We start from the raw sequence: 14,719 nt of genomic DNA on the forward strand, positions 1-14,719 counted from the left end.
GACGCTCAGTGTCCCCAATGCCACATTGGGGACACTGAGTCCTCGGCTTCCGCCGGCGGCCGCGCGTGAAGGGCCCCATCCCTCGGCTGAGCGCTGGAAACTCGGCCTTCACTCACGACCGAAGTACGTGAAGGACCCCTTCACTGCGCTAGACGCAGTGAAGGGGTCCTTCACGTACTTCATCCACAGGTTGTCCACAACTCCGCCCACCTGTGGACAACTCCGCCGACCAGCACTTTTCCCCGCCCACCCCCGGTAGACTGGACCAGGGGCCGCCCCCGGGACGGGTGGGGGGCGGGCTCTGGAAGGGACCGAAAGAGCAGCCGCCCGGCGGAGGGTCTCGGAAGGGGCGGGGATCCTTGTGGTATCGCTCCCTGCGGAACATTTCCGCTGGAGCGCGATAAGCTACGCGCGTGATCGAAGTCCGGCCCGGTGGTCGCCGTCGTATCGACCGCGTGCTCGGCCCTGGGTATCTCAGCGACCTCGGCGAGCTGACGCTTTCCGTGCTGCGCGAGCGCCGTGACGAGGCCGCGCAGGAGGAGACCGACCTGTCGTACCTGCGGCGCCTGCTCCACGCGCGCATCGACATCGTGCGGGCCGAGCAGGAGCGCCGGAGTTCCGGCGGTGAGAGCAGCGTCGTCGAGCGGCTGGCCGCGATCCTGGCGGACAACGCGATCGGCCCGGCCACGGGCTCGGGGAGACATCAGCGGCTGGAGCCGTCTCGCGCGGGCGAGCACCGGCGGTTCGCGGAGGCCCTCATCGGCGACACGGACCTTTCCGACGTCAGCACCCTCTCGGACGAGAAGCTGGTCAACGCCCTCAACCGGTACGCCGACGAAGAAGTCTCCGTCTCTTCGTACCGCCGCGAGGTGCAGAGCGTGATGGACACGATCAACGCCGAGATCGCGACCCGCTACCGCAAGGGCACGGCGTCGGTCGACGACCTGCTCGACACCGAACGCGGCGGGTCCGGGTGACGAATCCGGTCCTGGTCGAGGTCGTCCGATCCGGTTTCGTGGAGAGCGTGCACCGCGGCGCGCTCGTGATCACCGCCCCGGACGGCTCGGTGCGTTTCTCCGCGGGCGACGTCGAGCGGCCGGTCTACCCGCGTTCGTCCAACAAACCCCTGCAGGCCGTCGGGATGCTCCGCGCCGGCCTCACCATCGGCGACGAAGAACTCGCGCTGGGCTGCGGCTCGCACAACGGCGAACCCGGCCACGTCGAAGGCGCCCTGGCGATGCTCACCCGCGCGGGGCTCACCGAGGACGCGCTGGCCTGCCCGCCCGCCTTCCCACTGCATGAGCCGAGCATGCTGGCCGTCGCCTCCGCCGGGAAACGCCGAGCCGCGATGAACTGCTCCGGCAAGCACGCCGCGATGCTCACGACCTGCGCGCAAGTCGGCTGGCCGACCGACGACTACGCGGCCGAGATCCACCCGCTGCAGAAGATCATCCAGGCCACGGTCGCCGATCTCACCAGCGAAACGATCGAGACGGTCGGCGTCGACGGCTGCGGCGCACCGCTGTTCGCGTTCTCCCTCACCGGCCTCGCGCGTTCCTTCGGCAGGCTGGTCACCGCCATGGGCGGGCCGGAACGCCGCGTCGCGGACGCGGTCCGCGCGTATCCGTGGCAGGTCGCGGGCACCGGCCGCGAGGACACCGTGCTGATGCGGACCATCGAGGACCTGCTTTCGAAGGGCGGCGCCGAGGGAGTGCATGCGTTCGCGCTCCCGGACGGCACGGCGCTGGCACTGAAGATCGATGACGGCGCGGCCCGCGCCCGGCTCCCGCTGCTGCTCGCGACCCTGCGCCACCTCGGCATCGACCCGGGCGGCGAAGCAGCGGACCTCGCGCGCGACGCGGTGCTCGGCGGCGGGAAACCGGTCGGCGAGCTGAAAGTCACCGCCGGTCTCTTCGGCTAGTTCGCGCGTTCCCGCGCGGCCAGGTCGCCCCAGAAGTCACGCAGGTCGGCGAACAGCTCCGCCAGCTCGTCGACGTTGCCGGTGCGGAGCGCGTCGAGGATGTCGTGCACTTCTTCGGCGGTCGTGTCGGACTGCAGGATCGAGTCTGCGAAGAGCTGCACGAGACCGCCGTAGTCGAGTTCGACCGCGGAGCCGGGGTGGAAGCTGTCGAGCCAGCGTCGCGTCTCGAGCAGCACCCGGCCGGGTCCCGAGTCACCGAAGGTCGCTTCCAACAGGTCCCCGACCTCGCGGGCGCGATACCGCGCGTCGGCGATGGAGACCCGCCACGACACCTCGCGCTCCGGATCGTCGCGTCCCTTGCCGAGTTTGACCCGGCGCATCCCGGGGTCGAACAGGACGAACCACGGGAGCGGAACGGTCCACGTCGTCGAGAGCGTGTGCGAGGCCGAGGCGGACAAGTCGCCGATCGCGGACTTCGCCCGCGAGCGGATCATGTCCAGCGACGCACCGCCCGCGTCGAGCACCGCGTTCTTCAACGCCGGATGCGCGTCGCCGAGGAAGGTCACCAACGCCGCGGCCGAGCGCGCGCGGATCTCCATCGGGCAGATCAGCGGTCCCGGGCCGGCGTCGCCGTGCTCACCCTCCGGCACGTCTTCGGGGTCCAGCACGAGGACGTCGGTGACGAGACTGGGGGCGGCCCTGCCGTCCGCGAGTTCGGCGGGCAGCAGCCGCCCGACATGCTGTGACTTGAGCCACAATGCCTGCTCGCGCTCGCCCGCGGACGAACGATCGAGCCGGGCCGCTTCGACGGCCTCGAGCAGGCGTTCGTCCGGTGGATCCCCCAGCGCGAGCAGGGGCTCATAGACGCGGAGATAAGCCGCGAACGGACGGGGCACACGAGCATCGTGGCACGCCGACCTGCGACTATCGCCACCGACCGGCCGGTAACCGGCGTTCGGAGAACACTGTCGCCACCGGCACACCGTGCCACGTCGCATCCAACCCCCCGGACACGGTACGGTGTCAGCAGGAAAGAATTGTCGAGACGATGCGGGGCCGCCGATTCCCCCGGCCGCCCCGCCCCTGTGCGAGGGGGTCGAGCCATGGGGCGCGGCCGGGCTAAGGCCAAGCAGACGAAGGTGGCGCGCGAGCTCAAGTACAGCTCGCACGAAACCGACTTCGATGCTTTGCAGCGCGAGCTGTCCAGTAGTTCCTCGGAAGACAGGCACGAGGACGACAAGCGGTACGACGAAGACCCGTACGACGGGTACGACGAATACCGCCGCTGAGCAACGCGTGACACGCGAGGGTGGATCCGGGCTTGCCCCGGTGACCACCCTCGCGTGTCGCGTGCTGCCCAAAATATGAGGAGGTGCCATGTCTGACGTAGCGCGAGTAGGTGTCGTCGGGGCCGGGCTCATGGGCTCGGGCATCGCCGAGGTGCACGCACGGGCCGGACTGGACGTGATCGTCACCGAGGTGAACCAGCCGGCGCTGGACTCCGGGCGGGCGCGGATCGAGAAGTCGCTGCAACGCGGCGTCAAGAACGGGAAGCTCTCGCAGGAAGACGCCGACGCCGCGCTCGGACGACTCCGCTTCACCACCGAGATCGGCGAGTTCGCCGACCGCGACCTCGTCATCGAGGCCATCCTGGAACAGGAGCAGGCCAAGGTCGAGGTGTTCCGGTCGCTGGACAAGATCGTCGAGCGTGAGGACGCCGTGTTCGCGTCCAACACCTCCTCGATCCCGATCATGAAGCTCGGGATGGCCACCGGCCGCCCGCAGCAGGTGATCGGCATCCACTTCTTCAACCCGGTCCCGGTGCTGCCGCTCGTCGAGCTGGTGCCCTCGCTGCTGACCAGCGACGACACCGCCCGCCGTGCCGAGGAGCACGCGACGACGGCGTTGAGCAAGACGGTGATCCGGTCGCAGGACCGCGCCGGGTTCATCGTGAACTCGCTGCTCGTGCCGTACCTGCTTTCCGCGATCCGGATGATCGAGTCGGGCTTCGCGTCCGCGGAGGACATCGACCGCGGCATGGAGCTCGGCACCGCGCACCCGATGGGCCCGCTGCGGCTGTCGGACCTGATCGGCCTGGACACCATCAAGGCCATCGCGGACTCGATGTACGCCGAGTTCAAGGAGCCGCTGTACTCCTCGCCGCCGCTGCTGCTGCGCATGGTCGACGCCGGCCTGCTCGGCAAGAAGACCGGCCGCGGCTTCTACAGCTACTCCTGACCCAAGCCGTTCAGCGACGGAGCGCCGCGACCGATTTGCGGAGGCCGCAGCGTTCCAAAGCGTCGAGCACCTCGGAGACGCTGGTAGGCGGAGCACGGCGCGAGTCCGCGATTCGCCGTACCGCTTCCACGACCACTCTCTCGCAGAGCTCGATCCGGTCGAGGACGAAATCGTCCGAGCTCTGCGCCTCGACGTTCCATTGACCGAGGACTCGCCCGGGAAAATCCCGCAGGTTCTCGGTCACGATGACCCGGGCCTGCGCCTTGATGGCCGCCGCGAGTACATGGCGGTCGTCCGGGTCGGGCAGGTCGAGCGTGGCGACGAGTGGTTCGTAGCCGGTGATGAGGCAATCCCGGACCGAGGCGTTCATCAGGTGCCGCGTCCGGTCCAGCTTGCCGGGGTCGAGATCGGGCCGGTTCATCCGGAGGTTCCGGAAGACCTCGTCGAGGATCTCGTCCGTCCACTTGGCCTGGATGAAACCGCTCTGCGCGATCCGGAGCAGCAGATCACGCAGAACGTTGGGGTACAGCACGTTGGCGTCGAACAGGACCACGAAGGCCACTTGCTAAGTCAGCCCCATCTCCTGATTCAGGGCGGAAAGCTCGTCCGCGGCCTCGCGGCGCCGGTGGTCGTCTTCACGCAAGTAGTCGTGAAGGGAACCGGCTTTCACTCGCCGGTGCTTACCGACCGTGCGGTACTCGATCCGTCCCGCTTCGAGCAGCCCGATCAGGAACGGCCGGGAAACGTTGAGCAGGTCTGCCGCCTGCTGCGTGGTCAGCTCGGCATGGGACGGGACGATCGCGACGCTCTCACCCGCCGCCACCAGGGCGAGCACGCGAGCCATCAGGTCGACGACCCCTCGGGGGACGACCACGGACTCCTCGTGCTCATCGACGACGACGCGCACGGTGTCCCTTTCATGCCGCCGGGCCAGGTAAGCCTCGACGTGCGGGAGTGCCTCGAGTGCCACGTCGATGTCGTGACGCCCTGGGACGATCTGGTCAATGGTCAGCGCAGTCATCACTGCTCCTGTGTTCGACGTGGTCCCAGTATCGGCTCTCAAACGAATTATTCGCAACAAACGCAATAAACGCAACTCGATGGTGCGTTCAGCTTGCGTGAGGGCACACCTAGACTCGGGGGTGTGGGACAGGGACAGCTGCGCGCGGGTCTGGTCGGTGCCGGTCCGTGGGCGAAGACGGTGCACGCGCCAGGTCTCGCCGATCACCCCGGTATGACGTTGCGCGCGGTCTGGGCCAGACGTCCCGAGGCCGCGAAGGAGCTGGCCGAGGCCCACGGCGCCCAGGCCGTCGACAGCTTCGACGAGCTGCTCGACCAGGTGGACGCGGTCGCGTTCGCCGTGCCGCCCGCCGTTCAGGCGGAGCTGGCGGTCCGGGCGGCCGAAGCGGGCAAGCATTTGATCCTGGAGAAGCCGATCGCCGCGGATCTCGATGGCGCGCGGCGGCTCGCGGACGCGGTCGAGGCCGCCGGTGTCGCGGCCCTCGTGGTCCTGATCCTGCGTTTCTCACCGATGACCCGCGAGTGGCTCGACGGCATCAAGGAAGCCGGCGGCTGGCGGGGCGGCGGGGCTCGATGGCTTTCGGGCGCGTTGCTCGGCGGTCAGTACCAGTCCTCGGCGTGGCGGCACGACTCCGGCGCGCTCGCGGACATCGGCCCGCACGCCTTCGATCTGCTGGACGCGGCGCTCGGCGAGATCACCGACGTGCTCGCGGCGAACCGGACCGATGACGATCTGTGGCAAGTGCTGTTAGCCCACGAGGGTGGCGCGACGAGCACGGCGACCCTGTCGCTGCGGTTGCCGATCCAGCCGACGGTCGTCGAAGTCGCCGTCTACGGCGAGCACGGTTACCGCACGCTCGGCCGGAAGCCGGGCTCGGCGGGCGAGTCGTACACCGCGCTCCTGGACGATTTCGCCGCGATGGCCGCGAGCGGGACGACCTCGCACCCGTGTGACGTACGTCGCGGGCTGCACCTCCAAAAGCTGCTCGAACGCGCGCGGGAGCTCGCCGGACACGGCAAGTAGTACACAGGTCACCCACAAGGCTTTTCCTTGCGGGATAACACCTTCTTCCGGTTACTTCGCGGCCGTCCACAGGTTTGTCCACAGGTTCCTTTGTGGACGGTGCCGAGCATGGGAAAACCTTTTCCGCCACCGGAAAAGATCACCTCTTAGTGCGTCCGCTCCGCCATGCCGAGTCGATCTTGTGATGCGAAGGTGATCTTGGGCGCTCCGGAAAGGAAGGCCATGGGTGAGCTGCTCCGCGCTTTCGGTGTGATGATCCCGTTGACGATCACCGCGGTTCCGTACGCACTGCTCGGGTGGCCGCTGCTCGCGGCGCATCGGCGGCGGCGAAGACAGGCCGACCTCTTCTCCGCGTCGGCGACGGCCGCCGTCGACATGACGCTCGTGCTGGCCGGTTTCCTGGTGTTGTGCCTGGTCACGATGCCGGTGACCAGCGCACACGGCAGCAGGCTGAACCTCGAACCCGGCACCGACCTCCGCCTCGCCCTGAACGACAGCGCCAATCTCTGGCAGGCGCTGGGCAACGTTCTCATGCTGAGCCCGCTCGGCGCCCTGCTCCCCCTGCGGTTCCACCGTCTGCGCTCACTGGGCCGGATCGCGCTGGGCGCGCTGGCCGTCTCGGTGCTGGTGGAGGGCACTCAATACCTGATCCAGGCGGGCCGGGTGACCTCGGCGGACGACATCCTGCTGAACACCCTGGGCGCCGTCGCGGGCGCCGCGGTGAGCAAACGGCTGTGGCACCGCCTGGACGTCCGGCCGCCCGTGGCGATCCCGGCGCAGGTCCGGCGGGTGTGCGAGGCGCCGGTCCGGCTCCGGGTCCCGAGATCGGTGTGGGACGAGCGGTATTCGGGCATCGCGCATCCGCAGCGGAGGTAAAGGGGTTGACCGTCGTGCGAAAGTGATCGCGAAAGCCCTACGCAGCAAGAAAGAGGGATGCCTCATGCCTGACGCCTTCGGTGGCGTCGGCACGAGCTAGCCGGCGCACCCGCCAGCCCTGCCACGCACGCGGATCCTCCCGTGCGTCTCCTCCTTCTGCCCGAAAGGCTTTCCACCAGTGCTTTCCGAGACGATTCGTGCTCTGCAGTCCTACATCCGCCTCACCGCGGCGAAATTCCGCGAGACCGAGCGGATCGAGCCGTTCCTGGCCACGTACTACCTCGAATCCAGCAGCCCTTTCCTCAACTACGCGATCCCCGACGACGGCGCCGTCCCCACCGAGGACGACGTCGCCGCGCTCATCGAGGCGTTCCGCAAGCGCGGCCTCACGCCGCGTCTGGAGTTCCTCACCGAGGCCGTTCCGGCTGCCGAAGCCGTGCTCGTCCGGTGCGGTTACACGCTGGAGCGGCGGGTTCCGCTGATGATCTGCACGCCGGGGCAGGTCGTCGAACAGCCGAAACCGGCCGGGATCAGCCTGGTCACGCCGAAGACCGAGGGCGAACTCCGGCAGATGATCCGGGCGCAGAACCTGGCGTTCGGGGAGACCGATCCCGATGAACACCTCGACCCGTCGCCGGATCAGCTGAGCGGCGACACCATCTCGGTGATGGCGGTCGACGAGAACGGCGAGGTCGTCGGCGGCGGGGTCGCGACCGCGATCCTCGACGGCGCGACGGAGATCGCCGGGATCGGGGTGCTCGAGGAGTACCGGAGCCGCGGGATCGCCGCGGCGATGACGGAGTACCTGACGCGTGAAGCACACGCGCGCGGCGGCCGGTCGGTGTTCCTGACGCCGGGCGCCGGGCAGGCGGAACGCGTCTACGGCCGGGCCGGGTTCAAGACCGCTGCCGAGTGCGTGCACCTGTCAGTCGTCTGAGTAACCGCCGCGGCGTGACTTCTTGACTTCGCCGCGGCGCTTCTTCGACGCCAGGCGGCGTTCCTTCGAACCCCGTGAGGGTTTGGTGGGACGCCGCTTGGCGGCCGGGGGCGCCGACGCGTCCGTCAGGAGCATCACCAGCCGCGCCCGCGCGGCTTCCCGGTTCATCAGCTGGGAGCGGTGTTCGGACGCGGCGATCGTGACGACGCCGTCGACCAGGCGCGACGAAAGCCGGTCCAGCATCCGCGCCCGGAGGGGCTCCGGGACGGACGCCGAACCGGCCACGTCGAAGGACAGTTCGACCCGCGAGTCCGTGGTGTTCACGCCCTGCCCACCCGGGCCCGAAGACCGGGAGAACCGTTCGCTCAATTCGGCACCCGGGATCACGAACCGGGTACCGATCACCACGTCATCAGCCACGGACCCAGTGTGTCACCCGAGGCCAAGCCGTTAAATCAGAAGCGCGGGTGGTCGCCCGACAGCACGGCGCGCGGGCCGTCCGGGTCTTCCGCGGGCTGCACGTCGCCGAGGATCCACGCCGGCACGTGCCGCGCGGTCAGCATCGCGAGCGCGCGGTCGACGTCGTCGGCGCCGACGATCGCGACCATGCCGACGCCCATGTTGAACGTCTTCTCCAGTTCGGCGCGTTCGACCTTGCCGCGGTGGCCGATCAGCGCGAACACCGGCGCCGGGGTCCAGGTGCCGCGTTCGAGCCGCGCGACCAGGCCGCGCGGCATGACACGGGCGAGGTTCTGCTCCAGGCCACCGCCGGTGACGTGCGCGAACGTGCGGACGTCGGCCTCGGCCGCCAGCGCGAGGCAGTCCTTCGCGTAGATCCTGGTCGGCTCCAGCATCTCCTCTCCCAGCGAACGGCCGAACTCCTCGACGTGCCCGTCGAGCGGCATGCGCGCGATGTCCAGCAGCACGTGCCTGGCCAGCGAGTAGCCGTTGGAGTGCAGGCCGGACGAGCCGAGCGCGAGGACGACGTCGCCGGGGCGGACCCGCTCCGGGCCCAGCACGTTCGACGCCTCGACGACACCGATGCCGGTGCCCGAGAGGTCGTAGTCGTGCTCGCCCATCAGGCCGGGGTGCTCCGCGGTCTCGCCGCCGAGCAGCGCGCAGCCCGCCTGGACACAGCCCTCGGCGATCCCGCCGACCAGCGCCGCGATCTTCTCCGGCACGACCTTGCCGACGGCGATGTAGTCCTGCATGAACAGTGGCTCGGCGCCGGTGACGACCAGGTCGTCGACGACCATCGCGACCAGGTCGATGCCGACCGTGTCGTGCTTGTCGAGCGCCTGGGCGACGGCGATCTTGGTGCCGACCCCGTCGGTCGACGAGGCCAGCACCGGCTCTTTCCACTTGTCCAGCTTCAGGGAGAACAGCCCGGCGAAACCGCCGACGCCGCCCATCACCTCGGGCCTCGTGGCCCTCTCGGCGTGCGGTTTGAGCAGCTCGACGGCTTTGTCACCGGCGTCGATGCTGACGCCGGCGGCGGCGTACGTGGCGCTCGTGGACTCGCTCACGGAAGCGGACTCCAACTCTGGAAGAGAGGTCTAGGGACGCCGGATGGCGTCCTCAGCACCGTACCCGGCAGGGCTGACGGGCTTCGCCGCGCCATTCACCGAGTCCAGGCTCTCCAGCAGGTGCTTCCCGATCAGCGCGTCTTCGGGCAGTGCGATCGGGTACTCGCCGGAGAAGCACGCGGTGCACAACCGCGACTTCGGCTGCTCCGACGCCGCGACCAGCCCGTCCAGGGAGATGTAGCCCAAGGTGTCGGCGCCGATGGAGCGGCGGATGCCGTCGAGGTCGACGCCGTTGGCCACCAGTTCGGCGCGCGAGGCGAAGTCGATGCCGTAGAAACACGGCCAGCGCACGGGCGGCGACGCGATCCGGACGTGCACCTCGAGCGCGCCCGCCTCCCGCAGCATGCGGACCAGCGCGCGCTGGGTGTTGCCGCGGACGATGGAGTCGTCGACCACCACGAGCCGTTTGCCGCGGATGACGTCGCGCAGCGGGTTCAGCTTCAGCCGGATGCCCAGCTGCCGGATGGTCTGCGACGGCTGGATGAAGGTGCGGCCGACGTAGGCGTTCTTCACCAGGCCGGTGCCGTAGGGGATGCCGGAGCCCTGCGCGTAGCCGATGGCGGCCGGGGTGCCGGATTCGGGCACCGGCATGACCAGGTCGGCGTCGGCCGGGTGCTCGGCGGCGAGTTTGCGGCCGATCTCGACGCGGGTGGCGTGCACGCTGCGGCCGGCGATCGAGGTGTCGGGGCGCGCGAGGTACACGTACTCGAAGACACAGCCCTTGGGTTCGGGGTTCGCGAACCGCGAGGAGCGCAGGCCCTCGGCGTCGATCGCGATGAGCTCACCGGGCTCGACCTCGCGGACGAACGACGCGCCGCAGATGTCGAGCGCGGCCGTCTCGCTCGCGACCACCCAGCCGCGTTCGAGCCTGCCGAGCACCAGCGGGTGCACGCCGTGCGGGTCGCGCGCGGCGTAGAGAGTGGACTCGTCGGCGAAGACCAGGCAGAACGCGCCCTTGAGGGTGGGCAGCAGTTCCAGCGCGGCGGCTTCGATGCCCTTGTCGGCGGCGTTGGCCGCGAGCAGCCCGCACACCAGGTCGGAGTCGCTGGACGAACCGGTCAGGCCCGCGTGCGGCTTGAGCCCGGCTTCGACCGTGCGATCCCGCAGTTCCGCGGTGTTGACGAGGTTCCCGTTGTGCGCGAAGGACAATCCGCTGCCGGTCGCGGTGGTACGGAAGATCGGCTGCGCGTTCTCCCAGATGGTCGCGCCGGTGGTCGAGTAGCGGCAGTGGCCGACGGCGATATGTCCTTGCAGCGACTGCAGGACCTGCTCGTCGAACACCTGGCTGACCAGGCCGAGGTCCTTGAAGACGACGATCTGCGAACCGTCGGAGACCGAGATGCCGGCCGCTTCCTGGCCGCGGTGCTGAAGTGCGTAGAGCCCGTAGTAGGTCAGCTTCGCGACCTCTTCTCCGGGCGCCCAGACACCGAAGACGCCGCATTCCTCGCGGGGTTCCGGATCGGGCTGGTCGGTCACGGGCTGTCCGGCGAGGGACGGGTCGGAAACCACCGAGGTGCTCCCAGGGAGAAAGAGGGCAGGCCGCCACCAGTGTAAACGGTGCGCAGGAGATCAACGCGCCGCACGAGGTGGCGCTGGACACGCTTCGAGCTGGGGTGACACTGTGACTCTGAGTGAACCCGCGTCCGCGATCGACGTCGGCAGGGCGCGGACCGACCGTTCGAGTCGCGTGGCCGACAAGGGCGCCCTGCCACCGCGATAGCGGGGCCTTCGACCGGGGCGGGCTCATTGTGACCGTGAGTGACGAGCGGGTGTCAAGACCCGTCACTCACGACCCCCGACCAGCCGACCGCTCCCCCTCGACAGAGGCGGTCGACTGTGCTTAGGAGCTGACTAGCCGGCAGCCAGCCACTTGGACGTGCCGCCGCGGCCGGGGACCCAGCAGCCCTTGGCCGCGGTCTCCGGGAGGTGGAGCGAGCCGGGTGTGCGCTCGTCCGGGAGCGCGAGCAGTGCCGTCAGCACCGTCGCCGCGTCTCCGGTGAACCGCCACAACCAGACCTCGGGTTCGAGGATGTCCTCCTCGGTGCCCGGCATGCGGGTCGCGACGACGTCGTCCTCGGCGTTGAGCCGGACCACGTCGACCACGTTGTCGTGGACTCGCACGCCGACCACGGCCATGACCTCGCCGTTCGCGTCGCACGGGTGCACGAACTGGTACCCGCGGTGGATCAGTTCCTGCAGGCCGCTTTCGATGTCGGTGATTTCCGCGGTGATGGTGTCACCCGAGAACGTCATCGAATTCGCCGTCCTTGGCACCCGCGAGGAACGCGGCCATCTCGGCCTGGGTGTAGACCAGTGCGGGACCGGTCGGGAAGCGCGAGTTGCGCATCGCGATCTCGCCGGACGCGAGCGGTGCCACCTCCACGCAGTTGCCGATCGCGTTGCTGTAGCTCGCTTTGCGCCATTGCGCGCCGGTAAGACGATCGGCCGGGATGCCGTTGTCGAACTGTTCAGCCATGGTCCCCACCTTCCCCGACAGAAGACTTCGGGCGATGCATCTGCATGTGCATTTGCCTGTGATCCCAAAGTTAGCACGTGTGACTGCAGCGGTAAATGCACGTGCAGAAGTTTTTGCAGAATTCGCGTGTAGTGATGACTTAAGTCCTCAGCCGCCCCACCAAAGGGTGACACGCACTGTCTCCAACGGGTGAACAGCTACGACTTGTTGCCGGAATTTCGGGTGACCGCAAGAAAACCCCGGCCGTCCCCGGAACGGCGGTCAGCCCCACAACGGTGATCGACTCAGATTTCGGCGCGGCGCTTCATCAGCATCTGGCGGCTGCGGTCCGGCGTCTCCGCGTCGACGGCGAGCATGTCCAGCGCGCGGCTGTACCGCTCGATCTCGTCGCGCTTGTCGATGTAGTGCGCGCCGGTCAGGTACTCGGTGTACGCGATGTTCGGCAATTCCTCTTCCGCGAACCTGAGCAGCGAGAACGCGCTGTCCGCGGAGTAGCCGCTCCGGTCGAACGGGAGGACCTGCACCGAGATGTTCGGCTGCTGGATCATCTCCAGCAGGTGGTCGATCTGCGCCTTCAGCACCTCGCGGTCGCCGATCGGCCGGTGGAGCACCGACTCGTCGAGCACCAGCCACAACCGCGGCGCGTCCGGCCGCGACAGCATCTTCTGGCGCCGCATCCGCAGCGCGACCCGGCGGTCGATCTGCTCGTTGACCATGTCCTTGCGGCCGTGGCTCATGATCGCCCGCGCGTAGTCCTCGGTCTGCAGCAGACCCGTGACGTACAGCGGCTCCCACACCTGGATGCGGGCGGCGGCCTCTTCGAGCCCGACGAGGTCGTTGAACCAGCTCGGCATCAGGTCGCCGTAGCGGCGCCACCAACCCGGCTCGTTCGACTCCTTGACCATGTCGAGGAACTGCTGCCGTTCACCGGGGTCGGTCATCCCGTACATGGTCAGCAGGTCGGCGACGTCGCGTTCCTTGAACCCGACGCGGCCGAGCTCGAGACGGCTGATCTTCGACTCAGAGCCGCGGATGCTGTAGCCGGCCTCCTGGCGCGTGATGCCCGCGTCCTCACGCATCCGGCGGAGCTGAGAGCCCAGGATCATCCGTCGCGCGGTGGGACCCAGGGACTGCTCACCGCCAGGCGGGGTGACCGCGTTCATCGACCGGGGACCTTTCGCACGACGACACTCACAGGAGAACAAGCCGATTACTGAAAGTACACGTTTGGGCCTCGACACGACAGGGACGGCTCGGTTTACCCGTCGCGTACGTGGTTCTACTCTACGTAGAGCCCGAGACTTCCGACACAGTTTTGTGAGGTTCAAGATGCCCGACGCCCCGACCCGGACGGAACGAGTGCCTGTGGGTGTCGACCCGACCCGGGCCAGCATCGCCCGGGTGTACGACGCCTTCCTGCTCGGCAAGGACAACTACGAGATCGACCGGGAGGTGCTGCGCAAGGTCCAGCAGGCCGCCCCGGAGGCGCAGGACCTGGCGACCGAGAACCGCGGCTTCCTGATCCGCGCCTGCCGGTTCCTCGCCAGCCAGACGGGCATCACGCAGTTCCTGGACCTCGGATCCGGCCTGCCGACGGCGGAGAACACGCACCAGGTCGTGCAGCGGATCAACCCGGAGATCAAGGTCGTCTACGTCGACAACGACCCGGTCGTGCTCGCCCACGGGCGGGCGCTGCTCGAGGAGAACGAGAACACGCACTTCGTCTCGGACGACATCTTCGAGCCGGAGCGGATCATCGACAACCCGGACATCCGGCGGCACATCGACTTCTCGCAGCCGATCGCGTTGCTGCAGCTCGGGACGCTGCACCACTACAACGGGCCGAAGGAAGCGCCGGCCCAGATCATGAAGAAGTACATCGACGCGTTGCCGTCGGGTTCGTACGTGGCGATCTCGCACTTCTCCGACCCGGAGGACGAGCTGTCCGAGACCGCCCGCAAGATGGAGGACTTCTTCATCCACAGCCCGATGGGCTCGGGCACGTTCCGTACCAAGGCCGAGATCGAGGAGCTGTTCCACGACCTCGAGATGGTCGAGCCCGGCGTCAAGCTGTGCGTCGACTGGTGGCCGGACGGCCCGCGGATCAAGGAGCTGAACGCGGCCCAGCGGACGATCTCGGGCGGCATCGGCCGTAAGGCTTAAGACCGCCTTCCGGCTGCAATGAAAGGTCCTTTCCTGGCAAAATTTGCGAGGAAAGGACCTTTCATTGCACGCCCAGGGCGGGTTCTAGAGGCGGACCAAGGGCAGCCAGCGGGCCAGATCGGCTCTGCTCCCGGAGGCGGTGACCCGCCCCGATTCGACGGCCTCGGCCCAGCCGAGCAGCCCGGTCGCCAGTTCCAGCCAAGTACGCGGATCCGTTTCGACGACGTTCGGCGGGGTCCCGCGGGTATGGCGCAATCCTTCGACACACTGCACAGCCGCGAACGGCGGCACCCGCACTTCGACACTCTTCCCCGGGGCGTCCCCGGCCAGCGTCCGCAGGCTCAGCCGCACCGCCGAGGCCAGCTCGGGACGGGCCGGTTCCGGACCGGATCCGCTCAACCAGGGGGAAATCGCCGCGATCGCGGCTCGTAACTCAGCGGGGTCGACCGTACGCGAAGAGGCCATGGGAGAACAGTAG

At 68.5% G+C, this 14,719-nt stretch carries 18 protein-coding genes; 8 read left to right on the forward strand and 10 right to left on the reverse strand.

Annotated elements, in window-relative coordinates; all coding sequences use genetic code 11:
- Positions 1-413: 413 nt before the first annotated feature.
- Complete coding sequence (locus tag ACSMFO_RS33740; protein WP_436461807.1) at positions 414-977, forward strand: RsiG family protein; 564 nt, start codon at positions 414-416, stop codon at positions 975-977.
- Positions 974-1,921 (forward strand): asparaginase, encoded by a 948-nt coding sequence (locus tag ACSMFO_RS33745; RefSeq protein ID WP_436461808.1) that lies wholly within the window; start codon positions 974-976, stop codon positions 1,919-1,921. Before ACSMFO_RS33740 ends, ACSMFO_RS33745 begins: the two co-directional genes overlap by 4 nt.
- On the opposite strand, the gene ACSMFO_RS33750 is transcribed toward ACSMFO_RS33745, so the two are convergent.
- Positions 1,918-2,817: a hypothetical protein gene (locus ACSMFO_RS33750; RefSeq protein ID WP_038521360.1), complete on the reverse strand. Its 900-nt coding sequence runs from the start codon at positions 2,815-2,817 to the stop codon at positions 1,918-1,920. The genes ACSMFO_RS33745 and ACSMFO_RS33750 overlap by 4 nt on opposite strands.
- Positions 2,818-3,024: 207 nt before the next feature.
- Between ACSMFO_RS33750 and ACSMFO_RS33755 the strand changes: the two genes are divergently transcribed.
- Positions 3,025-3,210, forward strand: coding sequence for a DUF3073 domain-containing protein (locus ACSMFO_RS33755; protein WP_016338022.1), 186 nt, complete (start codon positions 3,025-3,027; stop codon positions 3,208-3,210).
- Between the two features lie 88 nt (positions 3,211-3,298).
- Positions 3,299-4,159, forward strand: coding sequence for a 3-hydroxybutyryl-CoA dehydrogenase (locus tag ACSMFO_RS33760; protein WP_016338023.1), 861 nt, complete (start codon positions 3,299-3,301; stop codon positions 4,157-4,159).
- A gap of 10 nt (positions 4,160-4,169) precedes the next feature.
- Here the strand turns inward: ACSMFO_RS33760 and ACSMFO_RS33765 are convergent, their stop codons facing one another.
- Both ACSMFO_RS33765 and ACSMFO_RS33770 read right to left on the reverse strand, forming a co-directional pair.
- Positions 4,170-4,721 (reverse strand): PIN domain-containing protein, encoded by a 552-nt coding sequence (locus ACSMFO_RS33765; RefSeq protein ID WP_436461809.1) that lies wholly within the window; start codon positions 4,719-4,721, stop codon positions 4,170-4,172.
- Positions 4,722-4,724: 3 nt separating this feature from the next.
- Positions 4,725-5,180 carry a helix-turn-helix domain-containing protein gene (locus ACSMFO_RS33770; RefSeq protein ID WP_350579386.1) on the reverse strand — a complete coding sequence of 152 codons (456 nt, stop codon included), beginning with the start codon at positions 5,178-5,180 and terminating at the stop codon, positions 4,725-4,727.
- Between the two features lie 123 nt (positions 5,181-5,303).
- Between ACSMFO_RS33770 and ACSMFO_RS33775 the strand changes: the two genes are divergently transcribed.
- The 3 genes from ACSMFO_RS33775 to ACSMFO_RS33785 all read left to right on the forward strand — a co-directional run bounded on the left by ACSMFO_RS33775 (position 5,304) and on the right by ACSMFO_RS33785 (position 8,016).
- Positions 5,304-6,203, forward strand: a complete 900-nt coding sequence (locus ACSMFO_RS33775) for a Gfo/Idh/MocA family protein (RefSeq protein WP_083649867.1) — start codon at positions 5,304-5,306, stop codon at positions 6,201-6,203.
- A 222-nt stretch (positions 6,204-6,425) separates the two neighbouring features.
- Positions 6,426-7,079: a VanZ family protein gene (locus ACSMFO_RS33780; RefSeq protein WP_436461810.1), complete on the forward strand. Its 654-nt coding sequence runs from the start codon at positions 6,426-6,428 to the stop codon at positions 7,077-7,079.
- Between the two features lie 178 nt (positions 7,080-7,257).
- Entirely contained in the window at positions 7,258-8,016 is a 759-nt protein-coding gene (locus tag ACSMFO_RS33785) for a GNAT family N-acetyltransferase (RefSeq protein WP_436461811.1), read from the forward strand.
- On the opposite strand, the gene arfB is transcribed toward ACSMFO_RS33785, so the two are convergent.
- From arfB to ACSMFO_RS33815, 6 genes are all read right to left on the reverse strand, one after another.
- Positions 8,005-8,436 carry an alternative ribosome rescue aminoacyl-tRNA hydrolase ArfB gene (gene arfB, locus ACSMFO_RS33790; RefSeq protein ID WP_436461812.1) on the reverse strand — a complete coding sequence of 144 codons (432 nt, stop codon included), beginning with the start codon at positions 8,434-8,436 and terminating at the stop codon, positions 8,005-8,007. The genes ACSMFO_RS33785 and arfB overlap by 12 nt on opposite strands.
- A 35-nt stretch (positions 8,437-8,471) precedes the next feature.
- The gene (gene purM, locus ACSMFO_RS33795; RefSeq protein WP_038524798.1) at positions 8,472-9,542 is read right to left on the reverse strand and encodes a phosphoribosylformylglycinamidine cyclo-ligase; all 1,071 of its coding nucleotides are present in this window, start codon (positions 9,540-9,542) and stop codon (positions 8,472-8,474) included.
- 30 nt (positions 9,543-9,572) lie between these two features.
- The gene (gene purF / locus ACSMFO_RS33800) at positions 9,573-11,111 is read right to left on the reverse strand and encodes an amidophosphoribosyltransferase (protein ID WP_007032554.1); all 1,539 of its coding nucleotides are present in this window, start codon (positions 11,109-11,111) and stop codon (positions 9,573-9,575) included.
- A 342-nt stretch (positions 11,112-11,453) separates the two neighbouring features.
- Positions 11,454-11,855, reverse strand: a complete 402-nt coding sequence (locus ACSMFO_RS33805; protein WP_038521372.1) for a hypothetical protein — start codon at positions 11,853-11,855, stop codon at positions 11,454-11,456.
- A complete protein-coding gene (locus tag ACSMFO_RS33810) occupies positions 11,839-12,078 on the reverse strand; it encodes a DUF397 domain-containing protein (protein WP_038521375.1) in 240 nt (79 codons plus the stop codon). Before ACSMFO_RS33810 ends, ACSMFO_RS33805 begins: the two co-directional genes overlap by 17 nt.
- 284 nt (positions 12,079-12,362) lie before the next feature.
- Positions 12,363-13,241, reverse strand: coding sequence for a helix-turn-helix domain-containing protein (locus tag ACSMFO_RS33815; RefSeq protein ID WP_038521377.1), 879 nt, complete (start codon positions 13,239-13,241; stop codon positions 12,363-12,365).
- 202 nt (positions 13,242-13,443) lie between these two features.
- On the opposite strand from ACSMFO_RS33815, the gene ACSMFO_RS33820 reads away from it, so the two are divergent.
- Positions 13,444-14,241: an SAM-dependent methyltransferase gene (locus ACSMFO_RS33820; protein ID WP_038521380.1), complete on the forward strand. Its 798-nt coding sequence runs from the start codon at positions 13,444-13,446 to the stop codon at positions 14,239-14,241.
- Between the two features lie 84 nt (positions 14,242-14,325).
- On the opposite strand, the gene ACSMFO_RS33825 is transcribed toward ACSMFO_RS33820, so the two are convergent.
- Positions 14,326-14,706 carry a sterol carrier family protein gene (locus ACSMFO_RS33825; RefSeq protein ID WP_350579373.1) on the reverse strand — a complete coding sequence of 127 codons (381 nt, stop codon included), beginning with the start codon at positions 14,704-14,706 and terminating at the stop codon, positions 14,326-14,328.
- Positions 14,707-14,719 lie beyond the last annotated feature (13 nt).

Source organism: Amycolatopsis sp. w19 (genome assembly GCF_051373225.1).
Taxonomy (GTDB): domain Bacteria; phylum Actinomycetota; class Actinomycetes; order Mycobacteriales; family Pseudonocardiaceae; genus Amycolatopsis; species Amycolatopsis japonica.

Bases quoted from the DNA above. Each gene is read 5' to 3' on its own strand.
- ACSMFO_RS33770 (WP_350579386.1), bottom strand. From the start codon at position 5,180: ATGACTGCGCTGACCATTGACCAGATCGTCCCAGGGCGTCACGACATC.
- ACSMFO_RS33760 (WP_016338023.1), top strand. From the start codon at position 3,299: ATGTCTGACGTAGCGCGAGTAGGTGTCGTCGGGGCCGGGCTCATGGGC.
- ACSMFO_RS33755 (WP_016338022.1), top strand. From the start codon at position 3,025: ATGGGGCGCGGCCGGGCTAAGGCCAAGCAGACGAAGGTGGCGCGCGAG.
- ACSMFO_RS33810 (WP_038521375.1), bottom strand. From the start codon at position 12,078: ATGGCTGAACAGTTCGACAACGGCATCCCGGCCGATCGTCTTACCGGC.
- ACSMFO_RS33825 (WP_350579373.1), bottom strand. From the start codon at position 14,706: ATGGCCTCTTCGCGTACGGTCGACCCCGCTGAGTTACGAGCCGCGATC.
- ACSMFO_RS33805 (WP_038521372.1), bottom strand. From the start codon at position 11,855: ATGACGTTCTCGGGTGACACCATCACCGCGGAAATCACCGACATCGAA.
- ACSMFO_RS33780 (WP_436461810.1), top strand. From the start codon at position 6,426: ATGGGTGAGCTGCTCCGCGCTTTCGGTGTGATGATCCCGTTGACGATC.
- ACSMFO_RS33815 (WP_038521377.1), bottom strand. From the start codon at position 13,241: ATGAACGCGGTCACCCCGCCTGGCGGTGAGCAGTCCCTGGGTCCCACC.